The organism is Streptomyces sp. NPDC043176, from assembly GCF_056436715.1.
In genome coordinates, this window is record NZ_JBWKCA010000029.1 from 1 (window position 1) to 24,525 (window position 24,525).

Consider the following 24,525-nt stretch of genomic DNA (forward strand, 5'->3'; position numbering starts at 1 on the left):
GGGGGGGGGGGGGCGGGCGGGGGGCGCCGCCCCCCCCCCCCCCCCCGGGGGGGGGGGGGGGGCCCCCCCCCCCCGGCCGGGGGGGGGGGCCCCCCCCCCCCCGCGGCTCGCGGACATCGCGGCCCAGTCCGGCGTCAGCGAGGCCACCGTCAGCCGCGTCCTCAACGGCAAGGCGGGGGTGGCCGGCGCGACCCGGCACAAGGTGCTCGCGGCGCTCGACGTGCTCGGCTACGAGCGCCCCGTACGGCTCAAACGCCGTAGCGCGGGCCTCGTCGGGCTCGTGGTGCCCGAGCTGACCAACCCGATCTTCCCGGCCTTCGCCCAGGTCGTCGAACAGGTCCTCGCCGGGCACGGCTACACCCCGGTGCTCTGCACCCAGATGCCCGGCGGCGCCACCGAGGACGAGCTCGTCGAACAGCTGGTGGAGCGCGGGGTCGCCGGCATCGTCTTCCTCTCCGGGCTGCACGCGGACGCCAGCGCCGACCCGGCGCGCTACGCCCGGCTGAGCGCCCGGGGCGTGCCGTACGTCCTCATCAACGGCTACAACGAGCACATCGACGCCAACTTCGTCTCGCCCGACGACCGGGCCGCGGCCCGGATGGCCGTGCGCCACCTGGTCGAGCTGGGCCACGAGCGGATCGGGCTCGCCATCGGCCCCACCCGCTACGTGCCCTCGCGCCGCAAGGCCGAGGGCTTCGCCGCCGAGCTGTACGAGCTCCTCGGCATCGAGCGGGCGGACGCCGAGCGGTTCATCAGGCCCACGCTCTTCGGCGTCGAGGGCGGGCACGCCGCCGCCGACATCCTGCTCCGCGAGGGCTGCACGGGCATCGTCTGCGCCTCCGACCTGATGGCGCTCGGCGTGATCCGCGCGGTCCGCGCCCGTGGCCTGGAGGTGCCCGACGACGTCTCCGTCGTGGGCTTCGACGACTCCCCGCTGATCGCCTTCACCAGTCCGCCGCTGTCCACCGTGCGCCAGCCGGTGCAGGCGATGGCGACGGCCGCCGTCGGCGCGCTCCTGGAGGAGATCGAGGGCAATCCGGTGCAGCGCACGGAGTTCGTCTTCCAGCCCGAGCTGGTGGTGCGCGGCTCCACGGCGCAGCCGCCCGGCAGGGAGTCGCAAGTCCTTTCGTAACAACTTGCGTTGCGGCGTCCGGAGGGTTGACCGGGCGCCGGGGCGCTCGTACGGTCACGGCTGAAAACAGTTGCTGAAGTTTTCGGCAACTTCTTGCGACACTGATGTCGTCCAGGAGGAAGCATGGCCAGAAGAACCGTGGCCGCTGCACTCGCCCTCGTGGCGGGAGCCGCCGCTGTGGCCGTCACGGGAAACAACCCGGCGCAGGCCACTCCGCCCGGTGAGAAGGACGTCACCGCGGTGATGTTCGAATGGAACTTCGCCTCGGTCGCCCGCGAGTGCACCGACCGCCTCGGCCCCGCAGGATACGGATACGTCCAGGTCTCACCGCCCCAGGAACACCTCCAGGGCGGCCAGTGGTGGACCTCGTACCAGCCGGTCAGCTACAAGATCGCCGGACGCCTCGGCGACCGCACCGCCTTCAAGAACATGATCGACACCTGCCACGCGGCCGGTGTGAAGGTCGTCGCCGACTCCGTCGTCAACCACATGGCGAACGGCTCCGGCACCGGAACGGGCGGGACCCCGTTCTCCAAGTACGACTACCCGGGCCTCTACTCCGGCTCCGACATGGACGACTGCCGCTCCTCGATCTCCAATTACCAGGACCGCGGCAACGTCCAGAACTGCGAACTGGTCCAGCTCCCCGACCTCGACACCGGCGAGGACCACGTCCGCGGCAAGATAGCCGGCTACCTCAACGACCTGCTCTCGCTCGGCGTCGACGGCCTCCGCATCGACGCCGCCAAGCACATGCCGGCCGCCGACCTCGCCAACATCAAGTCCCGGCTGACGAACCCGAACGCCTACTGGAAGCAGGAGGCCATCCACGGCGCCGGCGAGGCCGTCTCCCCGAGCGAGTACCTCGGCACGGGCGACGTCCAGGAGTTCCGCTACGCCCGCGACCTCAAGCGCGTCCTCCAGGGCGAGAAGATCTCCTACCTCAAGAACCTCGGCGAGGCCTGGGGCTACATGCCCTCCGGCCAGTCCGGCGTCTTCGTCGACAACCACGACACCGAGCGCGGCGGCGACACCCTGTCCTACAAGGACGGCGCCAACTACACGCTCGCCTCCGTCTTCATGCTCGCCTGGCCCTACGGCTCCCCGGACGTCCACTCCGGCTACGAGTGGACCGACAAGGACGCCGGACCGCCCAACGGCGGCCAGGTGAACGCCTGCTACAGCGACGGCTGGAAGTGCCAGCACGCCTGGCGCGAGATCTCCTCCATGGTCGCCTTCCGCAACGCCGCCCGCGGGCAGGCCGTCACGAACTGGTGGGACAACGCCAACAACGCGATCGCGTTCGGCCGCGGCTCCAAGGCCTACGTGGCGATCAACCACGAGTCCTCCGCACTCACCCGCACCTTCCAGACCTCGCTGCCCGCCGGCTCCTACTGCGACGTGCAGAGCAACACCGCCGTCACGGTGAACGCCTCCGGCCAGTTCACCGCCACCCTCGCCGCCAACACCGCGGTCGCCCTCCACGTGAACGCCACGAACTGCGGCGGGACCACCCCCACCCCGCCGCCCACGACGACCCCGCCGCCCGCCACCGCGGGTGCCTCGTTCAACGTGAACGCCACCACGGTCGTCGGCCAGAACATCTACGTCACCGGCAACCGCGCCGAGCTCGGCAGCTGGGCCCCCGCCTCCGCCCTCAAGCTCGACCCGGCCGCCTACCCCGTGTGGAAGCTGACCGTCTCCCTGCCCGCCGGAACGTCCTTCGAGTACAAGTACGTCCGCAAGGACGCGGCCGGGAACGTCACCTGGGAGTCCGGCGCCAACCGCACCGCGACCGTCCCCGCCTCGGGCCAGATCGTCCTGAACGACACCTTCCGCAGCTGAGCCTCCCCCCCACGCAAAGGGCCGCCCCGCCGGGGCGGCCCCCTCTTCCCGTACCTCCAGGGAGCACCCCCGTGACACGCAAGAGAACGGTGGTCGCACTGGCCGCCGCCCTGTGCGCGACCCTCGTGCCCGCCGTCCCCGCCGCCGCCGCGCCCCGGCCCCCCGCCCCGCCGTCCGACCGCTCGCTCGCGGCCCAGCCCGCCCGCCAGGACCTCACCCGCGAGCAGTTCTACTTCGTCCTGCCGGACCGCTTCGCCAACGGCGACACCTCCAACGACCGCGGCGGCCTCACCGGCAGCCGGACGCAGACCGGCTTCGACCCCACGGACAAGGGCTTCTACCAGGGCGGCGACCTCAAGGGCCTCACCCAGCGGCTCGACTACATCAAGGGCCTCGGCACCACCGCCATCTGGATGGCGCCGATCTTCAAGAACCGGCCCGTGCAGGGCACCGGCAAGGACGCCAGCGCCGGCTACCACGGCTACTGGATCACCGACTTCACCCAGGTCGACCCGCACTTCGGGACCAACGAGGACCTGAAGAAGCTGATCGCCGCCGCCCACCGCAAGGGCATGAAGGTCTTCTTCGACGTCATCACCAACCACACCGCCGACACCGTCGACTACGCCGAGCAGAAGTACGGCTACCGCCCCAAGGGCGCCTACCCGTACCTCGACAAGGACGGCCGGCCCTTCGACGACCGGACCGCGATCGGAAAGGTCGACGCCGACTCCTTCCCGTACACCCCCGTCGAGAAGGCGAACGCCAAGGTCCCCGCCTGGCTCAACGACCCCACGATGTACCACAACCGGGGCGACTCCACCTGGGTGGGCGAATCCGCCGAGTACGGCGACTTCGTCGGCCTGGACGACCTGTGGACCGAGCGCCCCGAGGTCGTCGAGGGCATGAAGCGGATCTACGAGAAGTGGGTCCGCGACTTCGACATCGACGGCTTCCGCATCGACACCGTCAAGCACGTCGACCTGGACTTCTGGACCCAGTGGGCCACCGCCCTCGACGCGTACGCCAAGAAGCAGGGCCGCGAGGACTTCTTCATGTTCGGCGAGGTCTACTCCGCCGACACCACCGTCACCTCCCCGTACGTCACCCGGGGCCGGCTCGACGCCACCCTCGACTTCCCCTTCCAGGACGCGGCCCGCGCCTTCGCCTCCCAGGGCGCCGGCGCCGACCGCCTCGCCAGGGTCTTCGCGGAGGACTACCGCTACACCACCGACAAGGCCAACGCCTACGAGCAGGTCACCTTCCTCGGCAACCACGACATGGGCCGCTTCGGCACCTTCCTCAAGCAGGACAACCCGAACGCCTCCGACGCCGAACTCGTCCAGCGGACCCGGCTCGCCAACGAGCTCATGTTCCTCTCCCGCGGCAACCCGGTGATCTACTCCGGCGACGAGCAGGGCTTCACCGGAGCCGACGGCGACAAGGACGCCCGCCAGCCCCTCTTCGCCTCCCAGGCCGCCGACTACCTCGACGACGACCAGCTCGGCACCGACCGCACGCACGCCACCGACGCCTACGACACCACCCACCCGGTGTACCGGTCGATCGCCGCGCTCGCGAAGCTGACCCGCGAACACCCCGCACTCCGCGACGGCGTCCAGCAGGAGCGGTACGCCGAGGGCTCCGTCTACGCCTTCACCCGCACCGACGCCGAGACCCGCACCGAATACCTCGTCGCCACCAACGGCGGCACCACCGCGCGGACCGTCACCGTCCCCGTCGACTCCGCGGACCTCCGTGCCCTGTACGGGGGGCAGGGCGCCGTCACCGCCGAGAACGGCAAGGTCACCGTCACCGTCCCCGCCCTCTCCTCCCTGGTCCTCAAGGCCGGCCGCGCCCTCCCGGCACCCGCCGCCGCACCGGCCCTCGCCCTCAAGGCCCCGGCCGCAGGCGCCACCGGCACCGTCGAGCTCACCGCCGACGTCACCGGCGGACAGCTGAACCGGGTCGTCTTCGCCGCCCAGGTCGGCAACGGCCGCTGGCAGACCCTCGGCACCGCCGACCACGCCCCCTACAAGGTCACCCAGCACGTCACCGCCCCCGCGGGCACCGCCCTGCGCTACAAGGCCGTCGTCGTCGACGCCGCCGGACGCACCGCGAGCGCCACCGCCACCACCACCGCCGGAGCGCCCCCGGCCCCCGAGAAGCCGGTCGCCGTCGAGCGGACCCACGCCGTCGTGCACTACCGCCGCGAGGACGGGAACTACGATGGCTGGAAGCTGAAGGCAGCCGGTCAGGAAGCCGCGTTCACCGGTCGCGACGCCCACGGCGCCTTCGCCTGGGTCAAGGTCCCCGACGGCGCGTCCACCCTCGCCTACACCGTCGAGAAGGACGGCACCGCCGACGGCCCGCAGCGCAGCATCACCCTCGGCCGGACCGGCGAGGTCTGGATCACGCAGGGCGCCGACGGCCAGTCCGACACGAACCCGGCCCCGGCCCCGCAGGACAAGACCAAGGCCGTCATCCACTACCAGCGGCCCGACGGCGACTACGACGGCTGGGGCCTGCACACCTGGACCGGCGCCGCCCAGCCCACCGACTGGTCCAGGCCCCTCATGCCCGTCCGCATCGACGCGTACGGCGCCGTGTACGAGGTCCCGCTCACCGACGGCGCGACCTCCCTCTCGTACATCCTCCACAAGGGCGACCAGAAGGACCTGCCCACCGACCAGTCCCTCGACCTCGCCACCTACGGCCACGAGATCTGGGCGCTGTCCGGACAGCAGAAGTACCTGCTCCCGACCGTCGGCGGCACCCCCGCCCTCGACCTCGCCAAGGCCGAGGCCCAGTGGATCGACCGGAACACCGTCGTCTGGAGGGTGAAGACCACCGACGCCACCAGCCAGCAGCTGGTGTACGCCCAGGACGGCGGCATCACCGTCACCGACGGCGCCCTGAACACCGAGGGCCGGTGGCTCCGGCTCACCCCCTCCTCCCTGAGCGACGCCCAGAAGGCGAAGCACCCGCACCTCGCCGCGTACCCGGCCTTCACCGTCGACCCGCGCGACGCCGACCGCGTACGCGACTCCCTGCGCGGCCAGCTGATCGCCACCCAGCGCGCCGCCAACGGCGCCCTCCTCGCCGCCACCGGCGTCCAGACCGCCGGCGTCCTCGACGACCTCTACGCGAAGAAGGCCACCGGCGCGGCCCTCGGCCCGGTCTTCGCGAACGGCCGCACCACCCTCTCCGTCTGGGCCCCCACCGCCCAGTCGGTGGCCCTTGAACTCGACGGCCGCACCCTGCCCATGCGGCGCGACGACGCCTCCGGCGTCTGGTCGGCCACCGGCCCGAAGTCCTGGACCGGGAAGCCCTACCGTTACGTGGTGAAGGTCTGGGCCCCCACCGTCCAGAAGGTCGTGGAGAACAGGGTCACCGACCCCTACTCCACCGCCCTCACCACCGACTCCGCCCGCAGCCTCGCCGTCGACCTCACCGACGCCCGCCTCGCCCCCAAGGGCTGGAAGGAACTGAGGAAGCCCGCCGCCGTACCGCTGCGGGACGCCCAGATCCAGGAACTCCACATCCGCGACTTCTCCGTCGCCGACCCGACGGCCAAGGCCGACCACCGGGGCACCTACCTCGCCTTCACCGACAAGGACAGCGAGGGCTCGCGCCACCTCAAGGCGCTCGCCGACTCCGGCACCTCCCACGTCCACCTCCTCCCCGCCTTCGACCTCGGCACCATCCCCGAGAAGAAGTCGGACCGGACCGAACCCGCCTGCGACCTGAAGGTCTACGCCCCCGACTCCGAGGAACAGCAGGCCTGCGTCGCCGCCGCCGCGGCCAAGGACGCCTACAACTGGGGCTACGACCCGCTGCACTACACCGTCCCCGAGGGCTCCTACGCCACCGACCCCGAGGGCACCCGCCGCACGGTCGAGTTCCGGCAGATGGTCCAGGCCCTCAACGGCGACGGCCTGCGCACCGTCATGGACGTCGTCTACAACCACACCGTCGCCGCCGGACAGTCCGACAAGTCCGTCCTCGACAGGATCGTCCCCGGCTACTACCAGCGCCTCCAGGCCGACGGCTCCGTCGCCACCTCCACCTGCTGCGCCAACACCGCCACCGAGAACGCCATGATGGGCAAGCTCGTCGTCGACTCGGTCGTCACCTGGGCACGCGACTACAAGGTGGACGGCTTCCGCTTCGACCTCATGGGCCACCACCCCAAGGAGAACATCCTCGCCGTCCGCAAGGCCCTCGACGCCCTCACCGTCGAGAAGGACGGCGTCGACGGCAAGGCGATCATCTTGTACGGCGAGGGCTGGAACTTCGGCGAGGTCGCCGACGACGCCCGCTTCGTCCAGGCCACCCAGCGCAACATGGCCGGCACCGGCATCGCCACCTTCTCCGACCGGGCCCGCGACGCCGTCCGCGGCGGCGGCCCCTTCGACGAGGACCCCGGCGTCCAGGGCTTCGCCTCCGGCCTCTTCACCGACCCCAACACCTCCACCGCCAACGGCACCCCGGAGCAGCAGAAGGCCCGCCTCCTGCACTACCAGGACCTCATCAAGGTCGGCCTCAGCGGCAACCTCGCCTCGTACACCTTCACCGACACCTCCGGGCGCACGGTCAAGGGCTCCGAGGTCGACTACAACGGCGCACCCGCCGGCTACGCCGCCGCACCCGGCGAGGCCCTCGCCTACGCCGACGCCCACGACAACGAGTCCCTGTACGACGCGCTCGCCTTCAAGCTCCCGGCGGGCACGAGCCCGGCCGACCGCGCCCGCATGCAGGTCCTCGCCATGGCGACGGCGACCCTCTCGCAGGGCCCCGCGCTCTCCCAGGCCGGCTCCGACCTGCTGCGGTCCAAGTCCCTGGACCGCAACTCCTTCGACAGCGGCGACTGGTTCAACGCCATCCACTGGGACTGCGGCGACGGCAACGGCTTCGGCCGCGGCCTGCCGCCGGCCGCCGACAACAAGGCCAAGTGGTCCTACGGCAAGCCGCTGCTCGTGAACCCGAACCTCACGGTCGGCTGCGAGCAGATCGACGGCACCTCCGCCGCCTACCGGGACCTGCAGCGGATCCGCACCACCGAGCCGGTGTTCTCGCTGGCCACCGCCGGGCAGGTCCAGTCGGCCCTGAGCTTCCCGCTCTCCGGCGCCGCCGAGACCCCGGGCGTCATCACCATGCGCCTCGGCGACCTGGTCGTCGTCCTCAACGCCACCCCGGCCGCCACCACCCAGAAGGTCGCCGACCTGGCCGGCAGGAGCTACGCCCTGCACCCCGTCCAGGCCGCCGGCTCCGACCCCGTCGTCAAGTCCGCCTCCTACGACACCGCCTCGGGTACCTTCACCGTCCCGGCCCGCACGGTCTCGGTCTTCAAGCCCGAGTAACCCTCCCGGCCCGCACGGTCTCGGTCTTCAAGCCCGAGTAACCCTCCCGGGCCGCACGGTCTCGGTCTTCAAGCCCGAGTAACCCTCCCGGGCCGCACGGTCTCGGTCTTCAAGCCCGAGTAACCCTCCCGGGCCGCACGATGTCGGTCTTCGAGTCCGAGTAACCCTCCCGGGCCGTCGGCGGCGAGCCTTTCCCGCTCCCGCCGACGGCCCGGGACTTCGGCTTTTTTCGCGCCGCCACCCGGGCCCGGCGTCCCCTCGCGCCGCCACCCGGGCCCGGCGTCCGCGCCCCCGTCCCGCCGTGTGGGCGTGCCGCCCCGTGGGTCCGGCGCCCGCGCCCCCGCCCGCGTGGGCCTCTGCGCCCGCCCCGCGTGGGCCTGCGCCTGCCACCCACCTACCTGCCGTGTGGGCAATCGTCCCGCTGGGCGGGACGGGTGGGCACACGGGACGGCGCCCTTTGCCGGGCCCAGGTTTTCCGTGCCTGAGCGGTGCGCCGGAGGTGCGGCGCCGTCGTGGGGTTGTGCCCACCCGTTCCGCCCCGCGGAACGTCTGCCCACAACCCGGGGGCACGGGGTGGGCGCGGCCCACAACCCGGGGACACGTGGAAGGTGTCGTCCACAACCCGGGGGCGCGGGGAGGGCGCCGCTCACAACCCCGGGGCGCGGGGAGGGCGCCGCCCACAACGCGGGGGCGCCAGGGGGCGCCGCCCACAACCCGGGGCACGGGAGGACGCCGCTCACAGCCTGGGCGAGGCCCGGCCCGCCGGGGCGCCCCGTCCACCCCCCGGAAGGTCACTTGTGTCACCGAGGGGATCCCCGTAAAGGTGTGGCCAAACATCCGTCGCACCGGGAGCGCCCCACATGCCGCAGATCACCGTCGACTACTCCGCCCCCCTCGACCGGCGCGGCTTCGCGCTCGCCCTGCACCCGCTCGTCGCGGAGACCGTCGACACCACCGTCGAGGCCTGCAAGACCCGCTTCCGCGAGGTGGAGGAGCTGGTCGTCGCCGACGGAGCGACCGACGACGTCCTCGTGCACGTGGAGATCGCGCTGCTGCCCGGCCGCCCGGAGGCGCTCAAGGCGCGGCTCTCGGAGGCTGTGCTCGACCTGCTGCCGGCCTACGTCAAGGAGACGGAGGGCGTACGGCTCACCGCCGAGGTCCGCGACCTCGACCCGTCCTACCGCAAGCGCTGATCGGGCACCACGGCCGTCGCCCCGACCGCGGGCACCAGCGTGACGAGCCGTGCCACCAGGTCCGCGAAGGGGCCGTCGGCCGGCTCGTCGGCGATGATCCCGACCAGGATCCCCGCCATGTCCGGGTCGTAGGCGGCGCTCACCGCGGCGAGCGCCGCGAAGTCGTGCACCAGCTGCAACTCCAGCTCCGCACGCGGCACCCGGCGGCCGTCCAGCCAGAGCAGCGCGGTCGACTCGGCCAGCGACACCCAGGACCTGACCACCAACTCCAGCCGGGCCGAGGGCTTCTCGACCTCCAGGTGGGCGAGGATCTGCTCGTACGCGGCCTGCCGGACCTCGTCGATCATCGCGTTCGTCGTCGACGAGCCCACCGCGGGCCCGCCCCGCATCAGCGCCGCGAACCCCGGCCCGTGGTCGTCCACGAAGTCGAAGAACCGGCCCATCACCCGCAGCAGCCGAGCTCCCAACGGGCCCTGCGGCGGCTCGACGAACCGGGCCGCCAACTCGTCGGCGGCCCGCCGCAGCGCCGCCTCGTACAGGCTCTGCTTGCCGGGGAAGTAGTGGTAGACCAACGGCCGCGAGATCCCCGCGGCCGCGGCGATCTCGTCGATGGACACGTCATCGGGAGAGCGGTGGCTGAAGAGTTCGAGGGCCACCCCGATCAGCTGCTGCTTGCGCTCCTCGACGCCCATCCTGCGGCGCACCCCGGTCGTCATACGAACAGCCTAACGGGGTCCGTTACGCTCCTGCTCCATGAGCGCTTCCGACCAGGACACCCCGGCAGCCGAGGCCCCCGCGGCCACGAAGACCGACGAGGCTCCCGAACCCGCCGAAACCGACGCGACCGGGGAACTCGACGCGGCCGACGAGGACGACGAGGCCAGGGAAGGCGGAGAGCTCGACGAGGCCGACGAGGCCAGGGAAGGCGGAGAGCTCGACGAGGACGACGAGTTCGACGACGCCTCCGCCTCGGGTCTCACCCCCAAGCAGGCGCGCCGCCTCCGCGTCGCCGCCGCCTCTGTCCTGCTCGTCACCCTCGCCGTGGTCCTGGTGATCCGCCTCGCGAGCCGTACGTCCGTCCTGGTCGTCGGCGTGTACGGCCTCGCGATGATCCTCTGCGGTGTGGTGATCGAGCTGTCCCGCAACGGCCGCACGCGGCTGGCCACATGGCTCCTGGTGGGTGGTCTGGGCGCCGCGCTCGCCTTCGACTGGCTGATCCTGCCGTAAGCGGGTGCGGCACTCCGTTCAGAGGTCGAGGACGAGCCGCTTCCCCGTACAGCGCGAGACGCAGATCAGCATCGAGTCGTCCCGCTCGGCATCCGTGAGCAGCTCGTCCCGGTGCTCGATCTCGCCTTCGAGGACCCGCTGTCGGCAGGTGCCGCAGAAGCCCTGCCGGCAGGAGTACGTGATGCCCGGCAGCTTCTCGCGGACCGCTTCGAGGACCGACCGGTCGGCCGCCACCGTCACGGTCCGCCCGGACCGGCGCAGTTCGACCTCGAAGGCCGTGCCGCCGGTCGTGGCCGCGGCCGAGAACCGTTCGAAGCGCGCGGCCCGGCCTTCGGGCATCGCCGCGGCCACCGCGTCCGTCAGCCCGTCGGGGCCGCAGCAGTAGACCACGGTCCCGTCCGGCAGCTCCCCGAGGAAACCGAGGCCGGGACGGCCGGACTCGTCCTCGGCGACGACGGTCACCCGGTCGTGGCCGAGCCGCTCGATCTCGTCCAGGTACGGCATGGTGGCCCGGCTCCGGCCGCAGTACAGGAGACGCCAATCCGCCCCGGCCGCCTCGGCGGCGCGCACCATCGGCAGGACCGGGGTGACGCCGATGCCGCCGGCGACGAACACGTACGCGGGGGAGTCGATCAGCGGGAAGCGGTTGCGGGGGCCGCGGATCTCCAGCTCCACGCCGTCGTGGAGCTGCTCGTGGACCTCGCGCGAGCCGCCCCGGCCGCCCTGCTCCTCCTCGACGAGGCGGGCCGCCACCGTGTACGCGCCGGTGTCGGCGGGGTCGCCGCAGAGCGAGTACTGCCGCACGAGGCCCGAGGGCAGGACCAGGTCGATGTGGGCGCCCGGCTGCCAGGCGGGCAGTCCCGCGCCCTCCAGGCGCAGTTCGACGACCCCCTCGGCGGGCGTGGCCCGGCCGGTGACCAGGACCTTGCGGGGGACGGTGCTGCCCCGGCCGTACCCGGAGACGGGCTCGTCGAGGGCGGGCATCGGCCAGAGCGGGGCCGTGGACATCCGGCTGCGGACGGCGCGGCGGACGAGCAGCGCGGCTCCGGCGGCGAGGGCGACGGTGGTGAACCGGGGCATCAGCGGCCTCCGTTGGCGCCGGGCGAGGAGGCCAGGTAGGCCATGGCCTGCGCGGTGTCGCCCTCCTGCGAGGGGTGGTAGGCGCGCGAGAGGTAGCGGGGTACCGAGCGCAGCATGTCCGGCGTCGAGGGCAGCACGCCCTTGCGGCCCCTGCGCACGAAGTCCGCGAAGGAAGCCTTCGGGTCGAGCAGGCTCGGGTCGTTCTCCAGGAAGAAGCGGACTCCGCGCTGCCAGAGGAAGACCAGCGCGGAGAAGGCGAGCGCCCAGGTGCGGGCGCGACGCCGGTAGCCGCCGTCGAGGTGCATGAACAGCTCGAAGGCGACCGAGCGGTGCTCGACCTCCTCCGCTCCGTGCCAGCGCAGCAGGTCCAGCATCACCGGGTCGGCGCCGACCCGGTCCAGCTCGTCGGCGTTGAGCACCCAGTTGCCCAGGAAGGCGGTGTAGTGCTCGATCGCGGCGATCATCGCGACCCGCTCCAGCAGCCACCAGCGGCGCGGCCGGCCCGGCGGCAGGGTCCTGTCCCCGAGGAGCTTCTCGAAGAACCAGTCGACCTGCGCGGTGTACGGAGTGGGGTCCAGGCCCAGCTTCCGCAGGTGGGGGAGGACGTCGTCGTGGGCCTGGGAGTGGATGGCCTCCTGCCCGATGAACCCGATGACGTCCTCGCGCAGCCGGTCGTCGGTGATGTACGGCAGCGCCTGCTTGTAGACGTGCACGAACCAGCGCTCACCGGCCGGCAGCAGCAGGTGCAGCACGTTGATGGTGTGCGTGGTGAGGGGGTCCCCGGGAACCCAGTGGAGCGGGGTCTCCTCCCAGTCGAAGGAGACCTTCCGGGCCTTGAGCTCGACGTGTTCCGACGCCACCGGGGCAGGCTGCGTATTAGACATGCCGTCAATGTACTGAGGGGTAGGGCCCCGGAACAGGCCCCTGCACCGCCTTTTTCCCACCCGCCCGCCGCCCCTCCGGCCCGGTCACCGCAGGGCGCGGCCCGGTTCACCGCAAGACGTGCCGCCGGGTCACCCGCAGTGCGCGCCCAGGGTCACCCGCAGTGCACGCCCAGGGTCACCCGCAGTGCGCGCGCCGGGTCACCGCAGGGCGCCCCGCCGGGTCCCGTCCTCCAAGGTGCCCACCAGGTCCGCCCGCGCCCCCGCCTCCGCCCGTACGGCGAGAACCGGGCCGTCCGAACGGCCCTTCACCCCGCCCGAGACCTCCAGGGCCGTGAACTCCGGGCTGCCCGCCGCCAGGACGTACCAGCCGCCGCCCGGGGCCTGCCACAACACGCCCGCCAGGACCCGGGGATCCCGCACCCCGCACGCGGGCGAACCCTCCGAACCGGCCGCGAGCGCCGCGGGCACCTTCGCCGACGGGACCAGGAACTGGGCGAGGACCCGGCCACCCGTACCCCGCCAGGTCTCCGCGCGCGTGCACAGCCAGGTGCCCTGCCCGGCACGCTCCGGCAGCTGCTGCCGCGCGAACCGCCAGGCGTTCACCGACCGCACCCCCCGGGCCCGTACCGCCGTCAGCCCGCACGCCGTCCGCGCCCACGCCTCCCGCGCCTCCCGGCCCGTCGCGTCCACCGGCGCCGCGGGCGAGCCCCACAGCAGCCGCGCGGGCGCCAACTCGCCGAGGTCCGTGAGGAGCCGCAGGCCCGAACCGTCCCGCACCTGCAGGGTGTTCCAGCGGGCGCAGTCCTTCGCCTCCGCCGGACTCGGCACCGGCTCCGTCACCCCGTACGCGTCCCGGGCCAGCGGCCACGGCTCCTTCGCGGCCGCCAGCAGGTCGCGCACCGCCGTCTCCCGCACCCAGGGGGCCGTCAGATAACGGACGTTGCCCGAGGCCCTCGACAGCACCAGCGCCGCCGAACCGACCGTGTCGGCCCCGTCCGTCCGCGCGAAGTCCAGCGCCGCCCCCGCCGCGCCCCCGGTCGGCTCCGCGTACCGCACCACCCGCAGCCCGTCGTGGAAGAGCACCACCCGGGCCCCGTCCACCACCCCCGCGAACAGCAGCTGCGGCGGCCCCATCGGCGGCCCCACCGGCGTCCCCGGCGTCGCCGACGACCGCACCGAGAGCCCCGGCCGCGCCCACACGGCGAGCGCCCGCCGCAGCAGCGTCCCGTCCCCGGTGAGGCCGCCGCGCGCGGGCCACACCGAGAAGTCCCGCCGCGTCGAACCCGGCCACGCCGCCGGCGGCACCCGCTTGACCGCTCCCGGGTCGAGCGCCGCCTCGGCCGCCGGATTGCGCGCGTACGACGGCGCAGCAGCACCGTTTCTTCCCCAGCCGTCCCCGGGCAGCCCCAGCAGCGTCCCGCAGACCGCCAGAGCCGCCACCGCCACCACCGCCGCCCGCCCGTGCTGCCGCCGCCGCATCAGATCCGTCGGCCGCGCCTGCAACGCACACGGATCGAACTCGTCCGACTCCAGCAACGCCGCCCCACTGACCCCCCCGGCCCGCCCGGCCCCGAGCGGCCAGGGACCACCACCGGGCGCACCGCCCCCGGCACCGAGCGGCCCTGAACTGCCCCCGGCACCGAGCGACCCTGCACCGCCTCCCGCCCCGAGCGGCCCTGCGCCGCCGTCGGCACCGAGCGGCCCGGCACCGGCGGCGGGGACGTCCGCCTTTCCGGGGCCCGGCCCGCCGGCCCGGCCACGCCCCGGCCCGGCCTGTTCCCCGACCCGCTCGCCGGACCCGCCCGGGACGACCCTGCCGGCGGGTCCCGTCACGGAGCCGCCGTCGTCCAGGGCGCCCCCGTCGTCCAGGGCGTCCAGGGCGTCCGCCTCGGCCAGGGCGGCCGTGGGGTCCTCGACACCGGCCGCGGCGAGCACGCGCAGGACCTCGGGGTCGCCCTGGAGTTCCAGACCGCGCAGCACGTAGGCCGCGCGGCCGGGGCCGGAGAGCCGGGACAGCCGCTGGTCGAGGGCGAGTTCGTCGGCGCCGCCGACCCGGGGGAAGAGCCGCAGGCCCCACACGTGCGGCAGCAGCGGCGGGAGCTGCGCCCGCCGCGGCAGCGCGAGCCGCCGCAGGGGCAGCCCGGCGACGAGCGCCTGCCGCAGCACCTCGCCCCGTACGTACGCGTACCCGGGATCGACCGCGTCCTCCGCCCGCCGCGGCTCCGGCACCGAGGCGGGGCCCGGCACCCGGCGGCGCGGCAGCGAGCGCTGCACCAGCGCGTGCGCGGTCAGCACCCGCCGGTTGCGGCCGAGCGACGACGGCAGCACGAGATAGGCGATGCGGACGAGACGCGGATAGCGCTCGACGAGCGCGGCCTCGGCCTGCTCGACGTCGACGGGACCCACGGGCGAGGGAACGAGATCCTGGGTGCTCACGTTCAGCAGAACGAGCGATTCTTCCGATGGTCACCCCGGCCCCCGGGCGGCCCGGGAGTGACCCGGGGCGACCCGCGGGCGCTCCGCGGCGCGGACTCAGGCCGGGGAGACCGTCAACCGCTCCCGGATCAGCTCCGTCACCTCGTCCGGGACCCCGAGCCCCTCCCGTACGTACTTCTCCATCGAACCGTGCCGCACCGCCACCTCGTCGAGCGCCGCGTCCAGGTACTCGGGCAGCACCCCGATCAGGTCGAGCGCCAGCTGCGGGTCGCCGCCCTGCGCCGTGAACCCCTCGATCATCGGCGCGAACGCCAGCCGTACCGCCGGATTCACCGCGAGGTACTCGGTCCGCACCGTCCCCTCGTCCGCGCCGAGCAACGACAGCACGACCGTCGCCGCCCAGCCCGTCCGGTCCTTGCCCGCCGCGCAGTGGAAGAGCAGCGGCCCGGCACCCGGTGTGCCCAGCTCGCCCAGCAGGGCGCGGTACGAGGCGCGGGCGGAGTCCCCGGAGACGAAGGTGCGGTACGTCCGCTCGAAGGCCGCCCGCACCCTGCCCCCGCCCAGGTGCTCCTCGGCGAGGGCCGGATCGGCCAGCAGCGTCTTCAGACGGGCGGCCGGCGGCAGCCCGCTGCCCGCCAGCTGGTCCGACAGCACGTCCGCGACGAGCAGCCGCGCGTCGGCGGGCAGCCGGTCCGGCCGCTCCGCCCGCTCCCTCTCCGTCCGCAGGTCGACCACCGTACGGATGCCCAGGTCCGCCACCGCCGGCTCGTCCGGATCCAGCCGGTCGAGCTGTGCCGACCGCAGGACCCGCCCGGCCCGCACCTCCCGCCCGCCGCCGACCGGCAGTCCGCCGAGATCACGGAGGTTCGCTACGGAGGTGGCGGGGATGGCGGGCATGGCATCGACTCCTCCGGTTCGCACACGTTCGTGTCGACCGTAGTGGATCGCCCTGTTACGGGCAGATCGGAGCGGGTCCGTCCGGGCGGGTCGGGTCGGGGTGGGTCGGGTCCGTCCGAGCGGGTCGGGCCGGGGTGGGTCAAGCCCGTCCGGGCGGGTCGGGCCGGAGCGGGTCCGTCCGGGCGATTCGCCCGAGCGAGCCTGTCCGAGTGGGCCCGTACGAGCGGGCCCGTCCGTACGGACCCCGTCCGAGAGGGTCGGGCCGGCCGGGTCCCTTCGGGCGGGTGGGGTCACTCCCCGGACGCGGCCAGTTCGGCCAGGACCTTCGCCTCCCGTTCGGGGGAGAGGCCGACCGGCGGCCGGTCCGGGCGCTGGGGCGCGACCCCGCCGAGGGACCGCAGCCAGGCCCAGGTGTCGGCGACGGTCTCCGCCACGGGCCGGCAGCGCAGCCCGGTGGCGACCGCCCGGGAGACGTCGGCGGTGTGCATCGCGTCGTGCATCTCGCCCGGCGGCAGCCACACGGGCAGCTCCGTCCAGGGCGCCACCCCGGCGGCGAGCAGCGCGTCCGGCGCGGCCCAGCGCAGTTCGGCGTCCGAGCCGGTGACGCGCACACAGGCGTCGAGGAGTCCGCCCATGGTCGCGTGCCCGCCCGGCGAGACGATGTTGTACGGCCCCGACAGCCCCGCCGCCACCGCGTCCAGCGTCCATTCGGCCAGGTCGCGGCCGTCGACGTACTGGACCGGCAGGTCGCGCGGCCCCGGGGCGAGGACCTCGCCCCCACGCGCGATCCGGCCCAGCCACCAGGGGAGCCGGCCCACGTTCTCGTACGGACCGAGGATCAGGCCCGCCCGGACCAGCAGCGTCCGTTCCGGTCCGAAGGCGGCCGTGGCGGCGAGCTCGCCGCCCCGCTTGGCCTCCGCGTAGGGCACGTCCCCGTCGTCCGCCGAACCCTCCACCAGCGGCCCTTCCTCCGCGAGCCCGGCGGCCGGGGGCCACGCGTACACGGACCGGCTCGACACGTACGCGTACCTCCCGACCCGGTCCGCGAGCAGCCGGGCCGCGTCCCGTACCGCCGACGGCGCGGCCGACCAGGTGTCCACGACGGCGTCCCACGAGCCGGTCGCGAGCGCGGCGAGGCCGTCGGGGGCGGTCCGGTCCCCGATAAGCGACACCGCTCCCGCCGGGGGCGTACGGCGGCCCCGATGGAACACCGTCACCTCCCAACCCCGGCCGAGCGCCGCCTCGACGACCGCGCGGCCGACGAACTCCGTACCTCCGAGCATCAGCAGTTTCATGATCCGAAGCCTGCCCGGCCGCGCCGTCCCCCGCGAGGGTGTTCCGCTCCCGGAGGATTCCGCCACGGGAGGAACGGCGCCGGAGGGCGCCGGTGCGGCCGTCCGGCCGGGATGACACCATGACGGGCGATGACGGATGCCCGGTCGCCCCTGCGCGCCCTGCGAGCCGCGCTCTTCGCGGTGGTGTGCGTGGTCTTGGCCGCCGTGGGGCATTCGTCCATGTCCGCGCACCACCTGCCGGCCTCCACCCTGCTCGCCGCCTTCGCGGCGACGACCGCCCTCGCCTGGGCCGCCGCCGGCCGCCGCAGAACCACACCGACCGTCGCGGGCGCCCTCCTCGTCCTCCAGGGCGCCCTCCACCTGACCTTCTCCACCACCGGCGCCCACGCCCACACCGCGCCCGGCACCACGAACCCGCCACCGGGCGGCACGCCCGACGCGCACGCGATGCCCGGTACCGAGCACGCGCACGCGATGACGGGGCTGGAGCACGCCCACGCGATGGGCGGCCTGGAGCACGCGCACGCGATGACGGGCCTGGAACACGCCCACGCCATGGCCGCCATGGCCGCCGATCACACGGCGTCAGCCGCTGCCGCCGCCGTGACCGCCACTGGGACCGCCACCGCCACCGCGTCCACGACCGCCCACCCCGCCTCCGGCGCCGGCATGCTCGCCGTCCACCTCGTCGCCGCGCTCCTCTGCGGCCTCTGGCTGGCCCACGGCGAGGCCGCGTTCTTCACCCTCGCCCGAGCCGCCCTCGCGTACGCCTTCACACCGCTGCGCCCGCTGTTCGCGCGCGTGCAGGTGCCCGACGCCCCGCGCCGGCCGGTCCGCCTCCGGCGCCGGAACGCCCGCCGCCCCCACGTCGTCGTCCTCGCGCACACCCTGTCCCGGCGCGGCCCGCCCCGGCTGCCCGCACCCCGCGCCACGGCCCTCGGAGCACACGTCTGACCGGGGGTCCCTTTCCCCTGTCCGCACCGAACTCCCAGGACGGCCACGTCATGACCACCACGGACGATCCCGTACGCCCGGACACCCCCGAGGCACCACCGGCGGAACCCGCCCCCACCTCCCGTCGTCCCGGCGGCACCTGGAGCGCCCTGCGCCCCCTCGTGCTGCGCCTCCACTTCTACGCGGGCGTCCTCGTCGCCCCGTTCCTCCTCGTCGCGGCCGTCAGCGGCCTGCTCTACGCGCTCTCCTTCCAGGCCGAGAAGGTGTACTACGCGCACGAGCTCGAAGTCCCCGTCGGCGACAGCACCCTGCCGCTCTCCCGGCAGGTGGACACCGCACGCGAGGCCAACCCGAACGGCACCGTCACCGCCGTCTGGCCCGGCGCCGAACCCGGAGCGACGACCCGGGTCCTGATGGCCGACCCGGACGTCCCCGAAGGCGCCTCGCTCGCCGTCTTCGTCGACCCGTACACCGGTGAGGTGCGCGGGCAGCTCCCCAGCTACGGCAGCTCCGGGGCCCTCCCGCTGCGCACCTGGCTGGACGAGCTCCACCGGGACCTGCACCTGGGCGAGTTCGGCCGCAACTACAGCGAGCTCGCCGCGAGCTGGCTGTGGGTGATCGCGCTCGGCGGCCTGCTGCTCTGGCTCGGCCGCCGGCGCCGGAACCGCCGCGCCCTCCTCCTGCCCGAGCGGGGCCCGAAGTCCCGCCGCCGCACCCTCTCCTGGCACGGCTCGGTCGGCCTGTGGGCGGTCACCGGCCTCGTCCTGCTCTCCGCCACGGGCCTGACCTGGTCGCGGTACGCCGGCGAGAACATCGGCACCGTGCAGGACGGACTCGGCGGCGCCACCCCCACCCTCAGCGCCACCCTCGACGGCGCGGCCGGGGCCTCCACCGGACACGAGGGCCACGGCGCCGGCCACACGCCGGCGGCACCCGTCGCCGGCGCGGACACCGGAGTCGACAAGGCGGTGGCGGCGGCTCGCGCGGCCGGCATCGACAGCCCGCGGATCTCGGTCGTCCTGCCGACCGACGGCAAGGGGTACGTGGTCAAGGAGACCGACACCCAGTTCCCGCTCCAGCTGGACTCGGTGGCCGTGAACCCGGCGGACGGCACGGTCCTCGACCGCCTCGCCTTCGCCGACTACCCGCTCCTCGCGAAGCTCACCCGCATCGGCATCGACGCCCACATGGGCGTCTTCCTGGGCCTGTTCAACCAGCTGGCCCTCGCCGCCGTCGCGCTCGCCCTCATCCTGCTGATCCTCTGGGGCTACCGCATGTGGTGGCTGCGCCGTCCGGGCCGCCCGGCGGCCCGCGGGGCCTGGCGGAAGGTCCCGGTGACCCTGCTGCTGCCGCTCGCGGCGGCCACGGCGGCCGTCGGCTGGTTCGTCCCGCTGCTCGGCCTCAGCCTGCTGCTCTTCCTCGCGGTGGACCTCACCCTCGCCGCGGTGGCGAAGGTGAGGGCCCGGCCGGGCCGAACCGCCTGATCAGGGGGTGTACTTGTAGCCGACCCGCCGCACGGTCTGGATCGTGTGGCGGTGCTCGGCCCCCAGCTTCCGCCGCAGCCGCGCCACGTGCACGTCGACCGTGCGCCCGTCGCCGACGTGCCCGTACCCCCACACCGTCGTGACCAACTGGTCCCGGGTGTGCACCCGGTGAGGGTGCGCCACCAGGTGCGCGAGCAGCTCGAACTCCAGGTACGTCAGGTCCAGCGCCTGCCCGTCCACGACGGCGATCCGCCGCACGTCGTCGATGCTCACCGGCCCCTCCTCCGCCGCCGCACCGGCGGCCTGCGCGGGAACCGGCGCCACGGGCAACTGCGCCTGCTGGTCGGCCGGTACGAGCACCAGGTACCCGACCATCGGCGGCCGCCCCGGCAGCGTCGGCAGCGTGTGCTGCGGCGCCGGCAGCAGCGTCGCCCCCGGCGGCAGGAAACTCGCCACCTGCGCCAGGTCGACGACCTCGTTCGGATCGACGGCCCGCAGTCGATGACGACCGGGCCGCACGGCGGTCAGAGAAGAAGCGGCGGAAGCGATCTGGGTGTGCACCATGGAGAACTCAGCTCTTTCGCGCGAGAAGGGACGGACAGGCGTCGTACGTCAGTCGTCATGCGCGCGGGCCGAAGGCCGTGGATCGGACCGTACCGATCAGGGCTTTAGAGGGCCGACGCGTTCATCGCGCGGCAACACACCCGGTCGAAGTCGTCATGCTGCCGGGACGGCCAGAACGGCTCGAGGTCGTGACGACCCGTCGCGGTGTCGTTCTTCATGATGGCCATATCCCTATTGAACCAGAAGGGAATGTCTCCGACGAGCCTTTCGGCAGTCGAACACCGTGTCATCTGTCCCACATGACGGAAGGGGCGCCCACCGTGTGGAACGGTGGGCGCCCCTTCCGGAGTGCTTGGTCAGGTGCCGATCAGGTGCTGATCAGGCGTGGATCAGACCTGGCCGGCCTTGGCGAGGGCCTCGCAGCAGGTGTCCACGATGAGGCGGGTGACGACGTAGGGGTCGACGTTGGCGTTCGGGCGGCGGTCCTCGATGTAGCCCTTCTGGTCCTGCTCGACCTGCCACGGGATGCGGACCGAGGCGCCGCGGTCGGAGACGCCGTAGGAGTACTCGTCCCACGGGGCGGTCTCGTGGAGGCCGGTGAGGCGCTCGTCGATGCCGGCGCCGTAGTTCTTGACGTGGTCCAGCGGCTTCGAGCCCTCGCCGAGGGACTCGCAGGCGGTGATGATGGCGTCGTAGCCCTCGCGCATCGCCTTGGTGGAGAAGTTGGTGTGCGCGCCGGCGCCGTTCCAGTCGCCCTTGACCGGCTTCGGGTCGAGGGTCGCGGCGACGTTGAAGTCCTCGGCGGTGCGGTACAGCAGCCAGCGGGCCACCCACAGCTGGTCGGAGACCTCGAGCGGGGCGAGCGGGCCGACCTGGAACTCCCACTGGCCGGGCATGACCTCGGCGTTGATGCCGGAGATGCCGAGACCGGCCTTGAGGCAGTTCTCGAGGTGCGCCTCGACGATCGGGCGGCCGTGGATCTCGTCCACGCCGACGCCGCAGTAGTAGCCGCCCTGCGGGGCCGGGAAGCCGTTGACCGGGAAGCCGAGCGGGCGGGTTCCCTCGAAGAAGGTGTACTCCTGCTCGATGCCGAAGATCGGCTCCTGGGAGGCGTACTTCCCGGCGACCTCGGCCAGCGCGGCACGGGTGTTGGAGGAGTGCGGCGTCATGTCCGTGTTGAGGACCTCGCACAGCACCAGGATGTCGTTGCCGCCGCGGATCGGGTCCGGGCAGACGAAGACCGGCTTGAGGACGCGGTCCGACGCGTGGCCCTCGGCCTGGTTCGTGCTGGAACCGTCGAAACCCCAGATCGGCAGCTCGTCGAGCGCGAGGCCCTCACCGGCGATGATCTTCGTCTTGGAACGAAGCTTCGCGGTCGGCTCGGTGCCGTCGATCCAGATGTACTCAGCCTTGAAGGTCACGGGTCTCATCCTTTGGCGTGCTGCTGCGGGGTTCCGTCGCGGCTCGCGGCACTGCGAGAAGCTGCGGTGTCTGCGCTGACTGCGCTGTTTGTGTTCGACCGCAGCTTCGCAACACGGGATTTCCCGTCGGTTGCCCGTTTGTGAACCCCGTGTTACTCAGCTTTCCTGATTTTCCCGGATCCGCTGTGCGACCACGTGCGCGTCCAGCAGCGAGCCGAGCCCCGCCGCCCGGATCCGCCGCACGACCTCCTCGTACGAGGTGCCGAGCGCCTCCGCGGTCCGCCCGAGGTGCCAGTCGGCGTCGGCGAGCCGCCGCAGCAGGTAGCCCTTGCGGATCTGGTTCTCGGACAGCCGGAAGCTCTTCAGGTAGGCCGTGCGGCCCTTGTGGTCGGTGATCAGCTCGCCGATGTGCTGCTCCTGCCCGCCCCGCAGGAACGGCGGCAGGAACCGGTACAGGGCGAAGGACCCCGTCCGGTACACCCGCTCGAACGCGTACGGCGTCTCCAGGAGGTCCCGCGCCATCAGCCCGTCGTGCGCCTCCGCCCAGGCCCGCTCCTGCTGCCGCGCCGCCGCCCGCAGGTCCGCGAGGGTGCGGATGCCGCCAGCCCCGTCCCGGATCCGCGCCGTGAACTCGGGCACGGGCGCGCCGTAGTGCGCGTACTGGTGCACCAGCTCCCCGTACAGGTCCTCCACCAGCGTCGGGTGCAGCAGGCGGTAGTCGTCGGGGTGGGGCACCACGAAGGCCGCGGCCAGTGCGTCGGCCACGTACAGGAGCAGGCCGCACTGCCCGGGGTGGAGCTCGAAGATCCGCAGTGCCTCGGCGAGGCCCGGCACCGACCATCCCGCGTACGCCGCCTCGGCGCGCGGCGAGAGACCGCGCCTCAGGGCCTGCCGCGACCAGTCGTCCCAGACCACGGAGGGCCCGCCGAAGTGCAGCGCGAGATACCCCTCGAGCGAGAGGTGCAGGGGCAGGAACCGCAGCCTCCGCTCGCCCCGGCGACGCTTGGCCATCCGCTGCGGGCGGCGCACGGCCACCCCCGGCGGCGCCCCCTCGCCGCCCAGCCGGGTCCCGTACGCCGCCTGCTCGGCGCCCGTCGCCGTCCAGTCGGCGACGAAGCCGTGCGGGATGTACGAGGTGTACGAGGTCCGGTCGCCGAGGTCGACGGAGGTCTCGCCCCACCCCTCGTACACCTCCCGGCCCAGCCGCAGCCCCGCCACCGGCTCGTCCCGCACCAGCGGCACGAGCCGCACCCCGCCCCACACCTGCGCGGGACGAACGCCGAGGCCGGTCAGATCGATCGTGGTCATGCCCCCGCCTCCGTCAGGAAGTGCTCCACCCGCCGGTCCAGATACGCCCGCAGCTCCGTGAGACCGGTCCGTCCCTCGGCGAACTGCGCGATCTCCACCAGCGCCGCCAGGTCCTCCGCGTCCCGGATCCCGGCCGTCGGCACGCTCGGCGCGAGCCGGCGCACGTCGAAGCCGTCCGCGTCGTATACGGGGTTGAGGTGGACGACGCTCGTCCCACGCCCCGGGTCGAGCCGCGAGCGCCAGACCCGCAGGACCTCGCCCGCGAGTCCCGGCGGCGCGTTGTCCCAGCCGTCCGAGACGATCACCAGGCGCTCCGGTCCCGCCTCCAGGCCATCCAGGATCCGAGCCCCCAGCGGCGTCGGCCCGTACGGCCTGACCAGCAGCGGATCGTCCCCGCCCGAGGTCCAGAGCGCCGTGTGTGCCCCCGGCGCCGCGAGGGCCTCCAGGAGGAAGTGGCAGCCCAGCGCGACGGCCAGCGGCCGGCGCCGCTTCACCGCCGAGCCGGACGAGGAGAAACTGTCGTCGAGCACCGCCGCCACCCGCCCCCAGCTCCCGGCGTACGGCCCCGCCGCCCGCCGCGCCGAGGCGCGCAGCGCACGCGTGAGCTCCGCCCGGCGCTCGGCCCGCTCGCCGAACGGCAGGGCGAGCACGTACAGCGCGAGCCGGGTCAGCGGCATCACGGCCAGATCGGCCCCCGCGCCCGACGCCCGCTCCGTCCTGAGCCGTTCGAGACGGGTCATCCGGGGCGCGATCCGTTCCAGGAACACCGCACGCGGCACCCCGTGCCGGGCCGCGAACCCCTCGGCGACCGTGAACGGCAGCTCGTACACCGCGGACTGCTCGTGGTGCGCCCGGCGGTACGCGTCCAGCAAGGCGTTCCCGTACCGCACGCGACGGCCCGGCGAGAACAGGAAGTCGCCGGTCTCGGGGTCGACGGGCCGGCCGTGGACGTGTCGCACGGCGGCCTTCACCCCGGCGCGGTACTTCACCGCGTCCAGCGCCGGATCGGGTCGGGACGCGAGCCACCCGCGCACGATCGCGCGCGTGCGCCGGTTGTTCACCCCGGCCGCCCGCAGCGCGCGGAACAACCGGTAGACCCGCTGCGGAGGCAGCGACGCCAACCGCGCCGCGATCAGCCTGCCCTCCGCCCGCTTCTCCTCCGCCCCGCCCGCCTCTCCGGCGGTGCGCAGCAGCCCTTCGACGATCAGCGCGGCGTTGTGGTCGTTCACGTCCAGGGCCAGCGCGGCCGCGTACACGGACCGGTAGTTGACCCGCACGTACTCGTGGAGGAATCCCAGCGAGAACCGCTGCTCCCCGGCGGTCGAACGGAACTCCCGCTGCCCCGTCGCCGTCACGGCGGCGTTCACGAAGAGCAGGACGTCCTCGGCGGCGACGAGCTCGGACACGGCGCTCCCCCTCTGATGGACGCCGGCCGGGGAATG

The 24,525-nt window shown here is 73.5% G+C and carries 18 protein-coding genes; 7 read left to right on the forward strand and 11 right to left on the reverse strand.

What is annotated here, in order from left to right:
* The first annotated feature begins 115 nt into the window (after window positions 1-115).
* From AC067A_RS32860 to AC067A_RS32875, 4 genes are all read left to right on the forward strand, one after another.
* Window positions 116-1,132, forward strand: a complete 1,017-nt coding sequence (locus tag AC067A_RS32860; RefSeq protein ID WP_479246732.1) for a LacI family DNA-binding transcriptional regulator — start codon at window positions 116-118, stop codon at window positions 1,130-1,132.
* 123 nt (window positions 1,133-1,255) lie between these two features.
* A complete protein-coding gene (locus tag AC067A_RS32865; RefSeq protein ID WP_479246630.1) occupies window positions 1,256-2,977 on the forward strand; it encodes a carbohydrate-binding module family 20 domain-containing protein in 1,722 nt (573 codons plus the stop codon).
* Between the two features lie 71 nt (window positions 2,978-3,048).
* Window positions 3,049-8,340, forward strand: a complete 5,292-nt coding sequence (gene pulA / locus AC067A_RS32870; protein ID WP_479246632.1) for a pullulanase-type alpha-1,6-glucosidase — start codon at window positions 3,049-3,051, stop codon at window positions 8,338-8,340.
* Window positions 8,341-9,200: 860 nt separating this feature from the next.
* Window positions 9,201-9,533 carry a 5-carboxymethyl-2-hydroxymuconate Delta-isomerase gene (locus AC067A_RS32875; RefSeq protein WP_479246633.1) on the forward strand — a complete coding sequence of 111 codons (333 nt, stop codon included), beginning with the start codon at window positions 9,201-9,203 and terminating at the stop codon, window positions 9,531-9,533.
* On the opposite strand, the gene AC067A_RS32880 is transcribed toward AC067A_RS32875, so the two are convergent.
* On the reverse strand, window positions 9,518-10,249 hold the full coding sequence (locus tag AC067A_RS32880; protein ID WP_479246635.1) for a TetR/AcrR family transcriptional regulator: 732 nt from the start codon (window positions 10,247-10,249) through the stop codon (window positions 9,518-9,520). The genes AC067A_RS32875 and AC067A_RS32880 overlap by 16 nt on opposite strands.
* 37 nt (window positions 10,250-10,286) lie before the next feature.
* Here AC067A_RS32880 and AC067A_RS32885 point away from each other — a divergent pair, with 37 nt between their 5' ends.
* Window positions 10,287-10,760 carry a hypothetical protein gene (locus tag AC067A_RS32885; protein ID WP_479246637.1) on the forward strand — a complete coding sequence of 158 codons (474 nt, stop codon included), beginning with the start codon at window positions 10,287-10,289 and terminating at the stop codon, window positions 10,758-10,760.
* Between the two features lie 18 nt (window positions 10,761-10,778).
* Here the strand turns inward: AC067A_RS32885 and AC067A_RS32890 are convergent, their stop codons facing one another.
* The 5 genes from AC067A_RS32890 to AC067A_RS32910 form a co-directional block, all read right to left on the reverse strand.
* On the reverse strand, window positions 10,779-11,840 hold the full coding sequence (locus AC067A_RS32890) for a PDR/VanB family oxidoreductase (protein WP_479246639.1): 1,062 nt from the start codon (window positions 11,838-11,840) through the stop codon (window positions 10,779-10,781).
* Window positions 11,840-12,724, reverse strand: a complete 885-nt coding sequence (locus tag AC067A_RS32895; protein ID WP_479246641.1) for a metal-dependent hydrolase — start codon at window positions 12,722-12,724, stop codon at window positions 11,840-11,842. Before AC067A_RS32895 ends, AC067A_RS32890 begins: the two co-directional genes overlap by 1 nt.
* 198 nt (window positions 12,725-12,922) lie before the next feature.
* Window positions 12,923-15,160 (reverse strand): hypothetical protein, encoded by a 2,238-nt coding sequence (locus AC067A_RS32900; protein ID WP_479246642.1) that lies wholly within the window; start codon window positions 15,158-15,160, stop codon window positions 12,923-12,925.
* A gap of 96 nt (window positions 15,161-15,256) precedes the next feature.
* Entirely contained in the window at window positions 15,257-16,057 is an 801-nt protein-coding gene (locus tag AC067A_RS32905) for a tyrosine-protein phosphatase (protein ID WP_479246643.1), read from the reverse strand.
* A gap of 290 nt (window positions 16,058-16,347) precedes the next feature.
* Window positions 16,348-17,352 carry an NAD-dependent epimerase/dehydratase family protein gene (locus tag AC067A_RS32910; protein WP_479246645.1) on the reverse strand — a complete coding sequence of 335 codons (1,005 nt, stop codon included), beginning with the start codon at window positions 17,350-17,352 and terminating at the stop codon, window positions 16,348-16,350.
* Between the two features lie 129 nt (window positions 17,353-17,481).
* Here AC067A_RS32910 and AC067A_RS32915 point away from each other — a divergent pair, with 129 nt between their 5' ends.
* Together AC067A_RS32915 and AC067A_RS32920 are read left to right on the forward strand one after the other, a co-directional pair.
* The gene (locus AC067A_RS32915) at window positions 17,482-18,306 is read left to right on the forward strand and encodes a hypothetical protein (RefSeq protein WP_479246647.1); all 825 of its coding nucleotides are present in this window, start codon (window positions 17,482-17,484) and stop codon (window positions 18,304-18,306) included.
* A gap of 50 nt (window positions 18,307-18,356) precedes the next feature.
* Window positions 18,357-19,790, forward strand: coding sequence for a PepSY-associated TM helix domain-containing protein (locus AC067A_RS32920; RefSeq protein WP_479246649.1), 1,434 nt, complete (start codon window positions 18,357-18,359; stop codon window positions 19,788-19,790).
* Here the strand turns inward: AC067A_RS32920 and AC067A_RS32925 are convergent, their stop codons facing one another.
* From AC067A_RS32925 to AC067A_RS32945, 5 genes are all read right to left on the reverse strand, one after another.
* Window positions 19,791-20,354, reverse strand: a complete 564-nt coding sequence (locus AC067A_RS32925; protein WP_479246651.1) for a winged helix-turn-helix domain-containing protein — start codon at window positions 20,352-20,354, stop codon at window positions 19,791-19,793. It abuts the gene before it with no gap.
* Window positions 20,355-20,458: 104 nt separating this feature from the next.
* On the reverse strand, window positions 20,459-20,581 hold the full coding sequence (locus AC067A_RS32930; protein WP_479246652.1) for a hypothetical protein: 123 nt from the start codon (window positions 20,579-20,581) through the stop codon (window positions 20,459-20,461).
* Between the two features lie 162 nt (window positions 20,582-20,743).
* Window positions 20,744-21,775 carry a glutamine synthetase gene (gene glnII, locus AC067A_RS32935; protein WP_479246653.1) on the reverse strand — a complete coding sequence of 344 codons (1,032 nt, stop codon included), beginning with the start codon at window positions 21,773-21,775 and terminating at the stop codon, window positions 20,744-20,746.
* A 156-nt stretch (window positions 21,776-21,931) separates the two neighbouring features.
* Window positions 21,932-23,083, reverse strand: coding sequence for an ARPP-2 domain-containing protein (locus AC067A_RS32940; protein ID WP_479246655.1), 1,152 nt, complete (start codon window positions 23,081-23,083; stop codon window positions 21,932-21,934).
* The gene (locus AC067A_RS32945; RefSeq protein ID WP_479246656.1) at window positions 23,080-24,489 is read right to left on the reverse strand and encodes a hypothetical protein; all 1,410 of its coding nucleotides are present in this window, start codon (window positions 24,487-24,489) and stop codon (window positions 23,080-23,082) included. The genes AC067A_RS32940 and AC067A_RS32945 overlap by 4 nt, the downstream gene beginning before the upstream one ends.
* Window positions 24,490-24,525 lie beyond the last annotated feature (36 nt).

Bases quoted from the DNA above. Each gene is read 5' to 3' on its own strand.
- AC067A_RS32865 (WP_479246630.1), top strand. From the start codon at position 1,256: ATGGCCAGAAGAACCGTGGCCGCTGCACTCGCCCTCGTGGCGGGAGCC.
- AC067A_RS32875 (WP_479246633.1), top strand. From the start codon at position 9,201: ATGCCGCAGATCACCGTCGACTACTCCGCCCCCCTCGACCGGCGCGGC.
- AC067A_RS32880 (WP_479246635.1), bottom strand. From the start codon at position 10,249: ATGACGACCGGGGTGCGCCGCAGGATGGGCGTCGAGGAGCGCAAGCAG.
- AC067A_RS32885 (WP_479246637.1), top strand. From the start codon at position 10,287: ATGAGCGCTTCCGACCAGGACACCCCGGCAGCCGAGGCCCCCGCGGCC.
- AC067A_RS32890 (WP_479246639.1), bottom strand. From the start codon at position 11,840: ATGCCCCGGTTCACCACCGTCGCCCTCGCCGCCGGAGCCGCGCTGCTC.
- AC067A_RS32895 (WP_479246641.1), bottom strand. From the start codon at position 12,724: ATGTCTAATACGCAGCCTGCCCCGGTGGCGTCGGAACACGTCGAGCTC.
- AC067A_RS32905 (WP_479246643.1), bottom strand. From the start codon at position 16,057: ATGCCCGCCATCCCCGCCACCTCCGTAGCGAACCTCCGTGATCTCGGC.
- AC067A_RS32910 (WP_479246645.1), bottom strand. From the start codon at position 17,352: ATGAAACTGCTGATGCTCGGAGGTACGGAGTTCGTCGGCCGCGCGGTC.
- AC067A_RS32915 (WP_479246647.1), top strand. From the start codon at position 17,482: ATGACGGATGCCCGGTCGCCCCTGCGCGCCCTGCGAGCCGCGCTCTTC.
- AC067A_RS32920 (WP_479246649.1), top strand. From the start codon at position 18,357: ATGACCACCACGGACGATCCCGTACGCCCGGACACCCCCGAGGCACCA.
- AC067A_RS32925 (WP_479246651.1), bottom strand. From the start codon at position 20,354: ATGGTGCACACCCAGATCGCTTCCGCCGCTTCTTCTCTGACCGCCGTG.
- AC067A_RS32930 (WP_479246652.1), bottom strand. From the start codon at position 20,581: ATGGCCATCATGAAGAACGACACCGCGACGGGTCGTCACGACCTCGAG.
- AC067A_RS32940 (WP_479246655.1), bottom strand. From the start codon at position 23,083: ATGACCACGATCGATCTGACCGGCCTCGGCGTTCGTCCCGCGCAGGTG.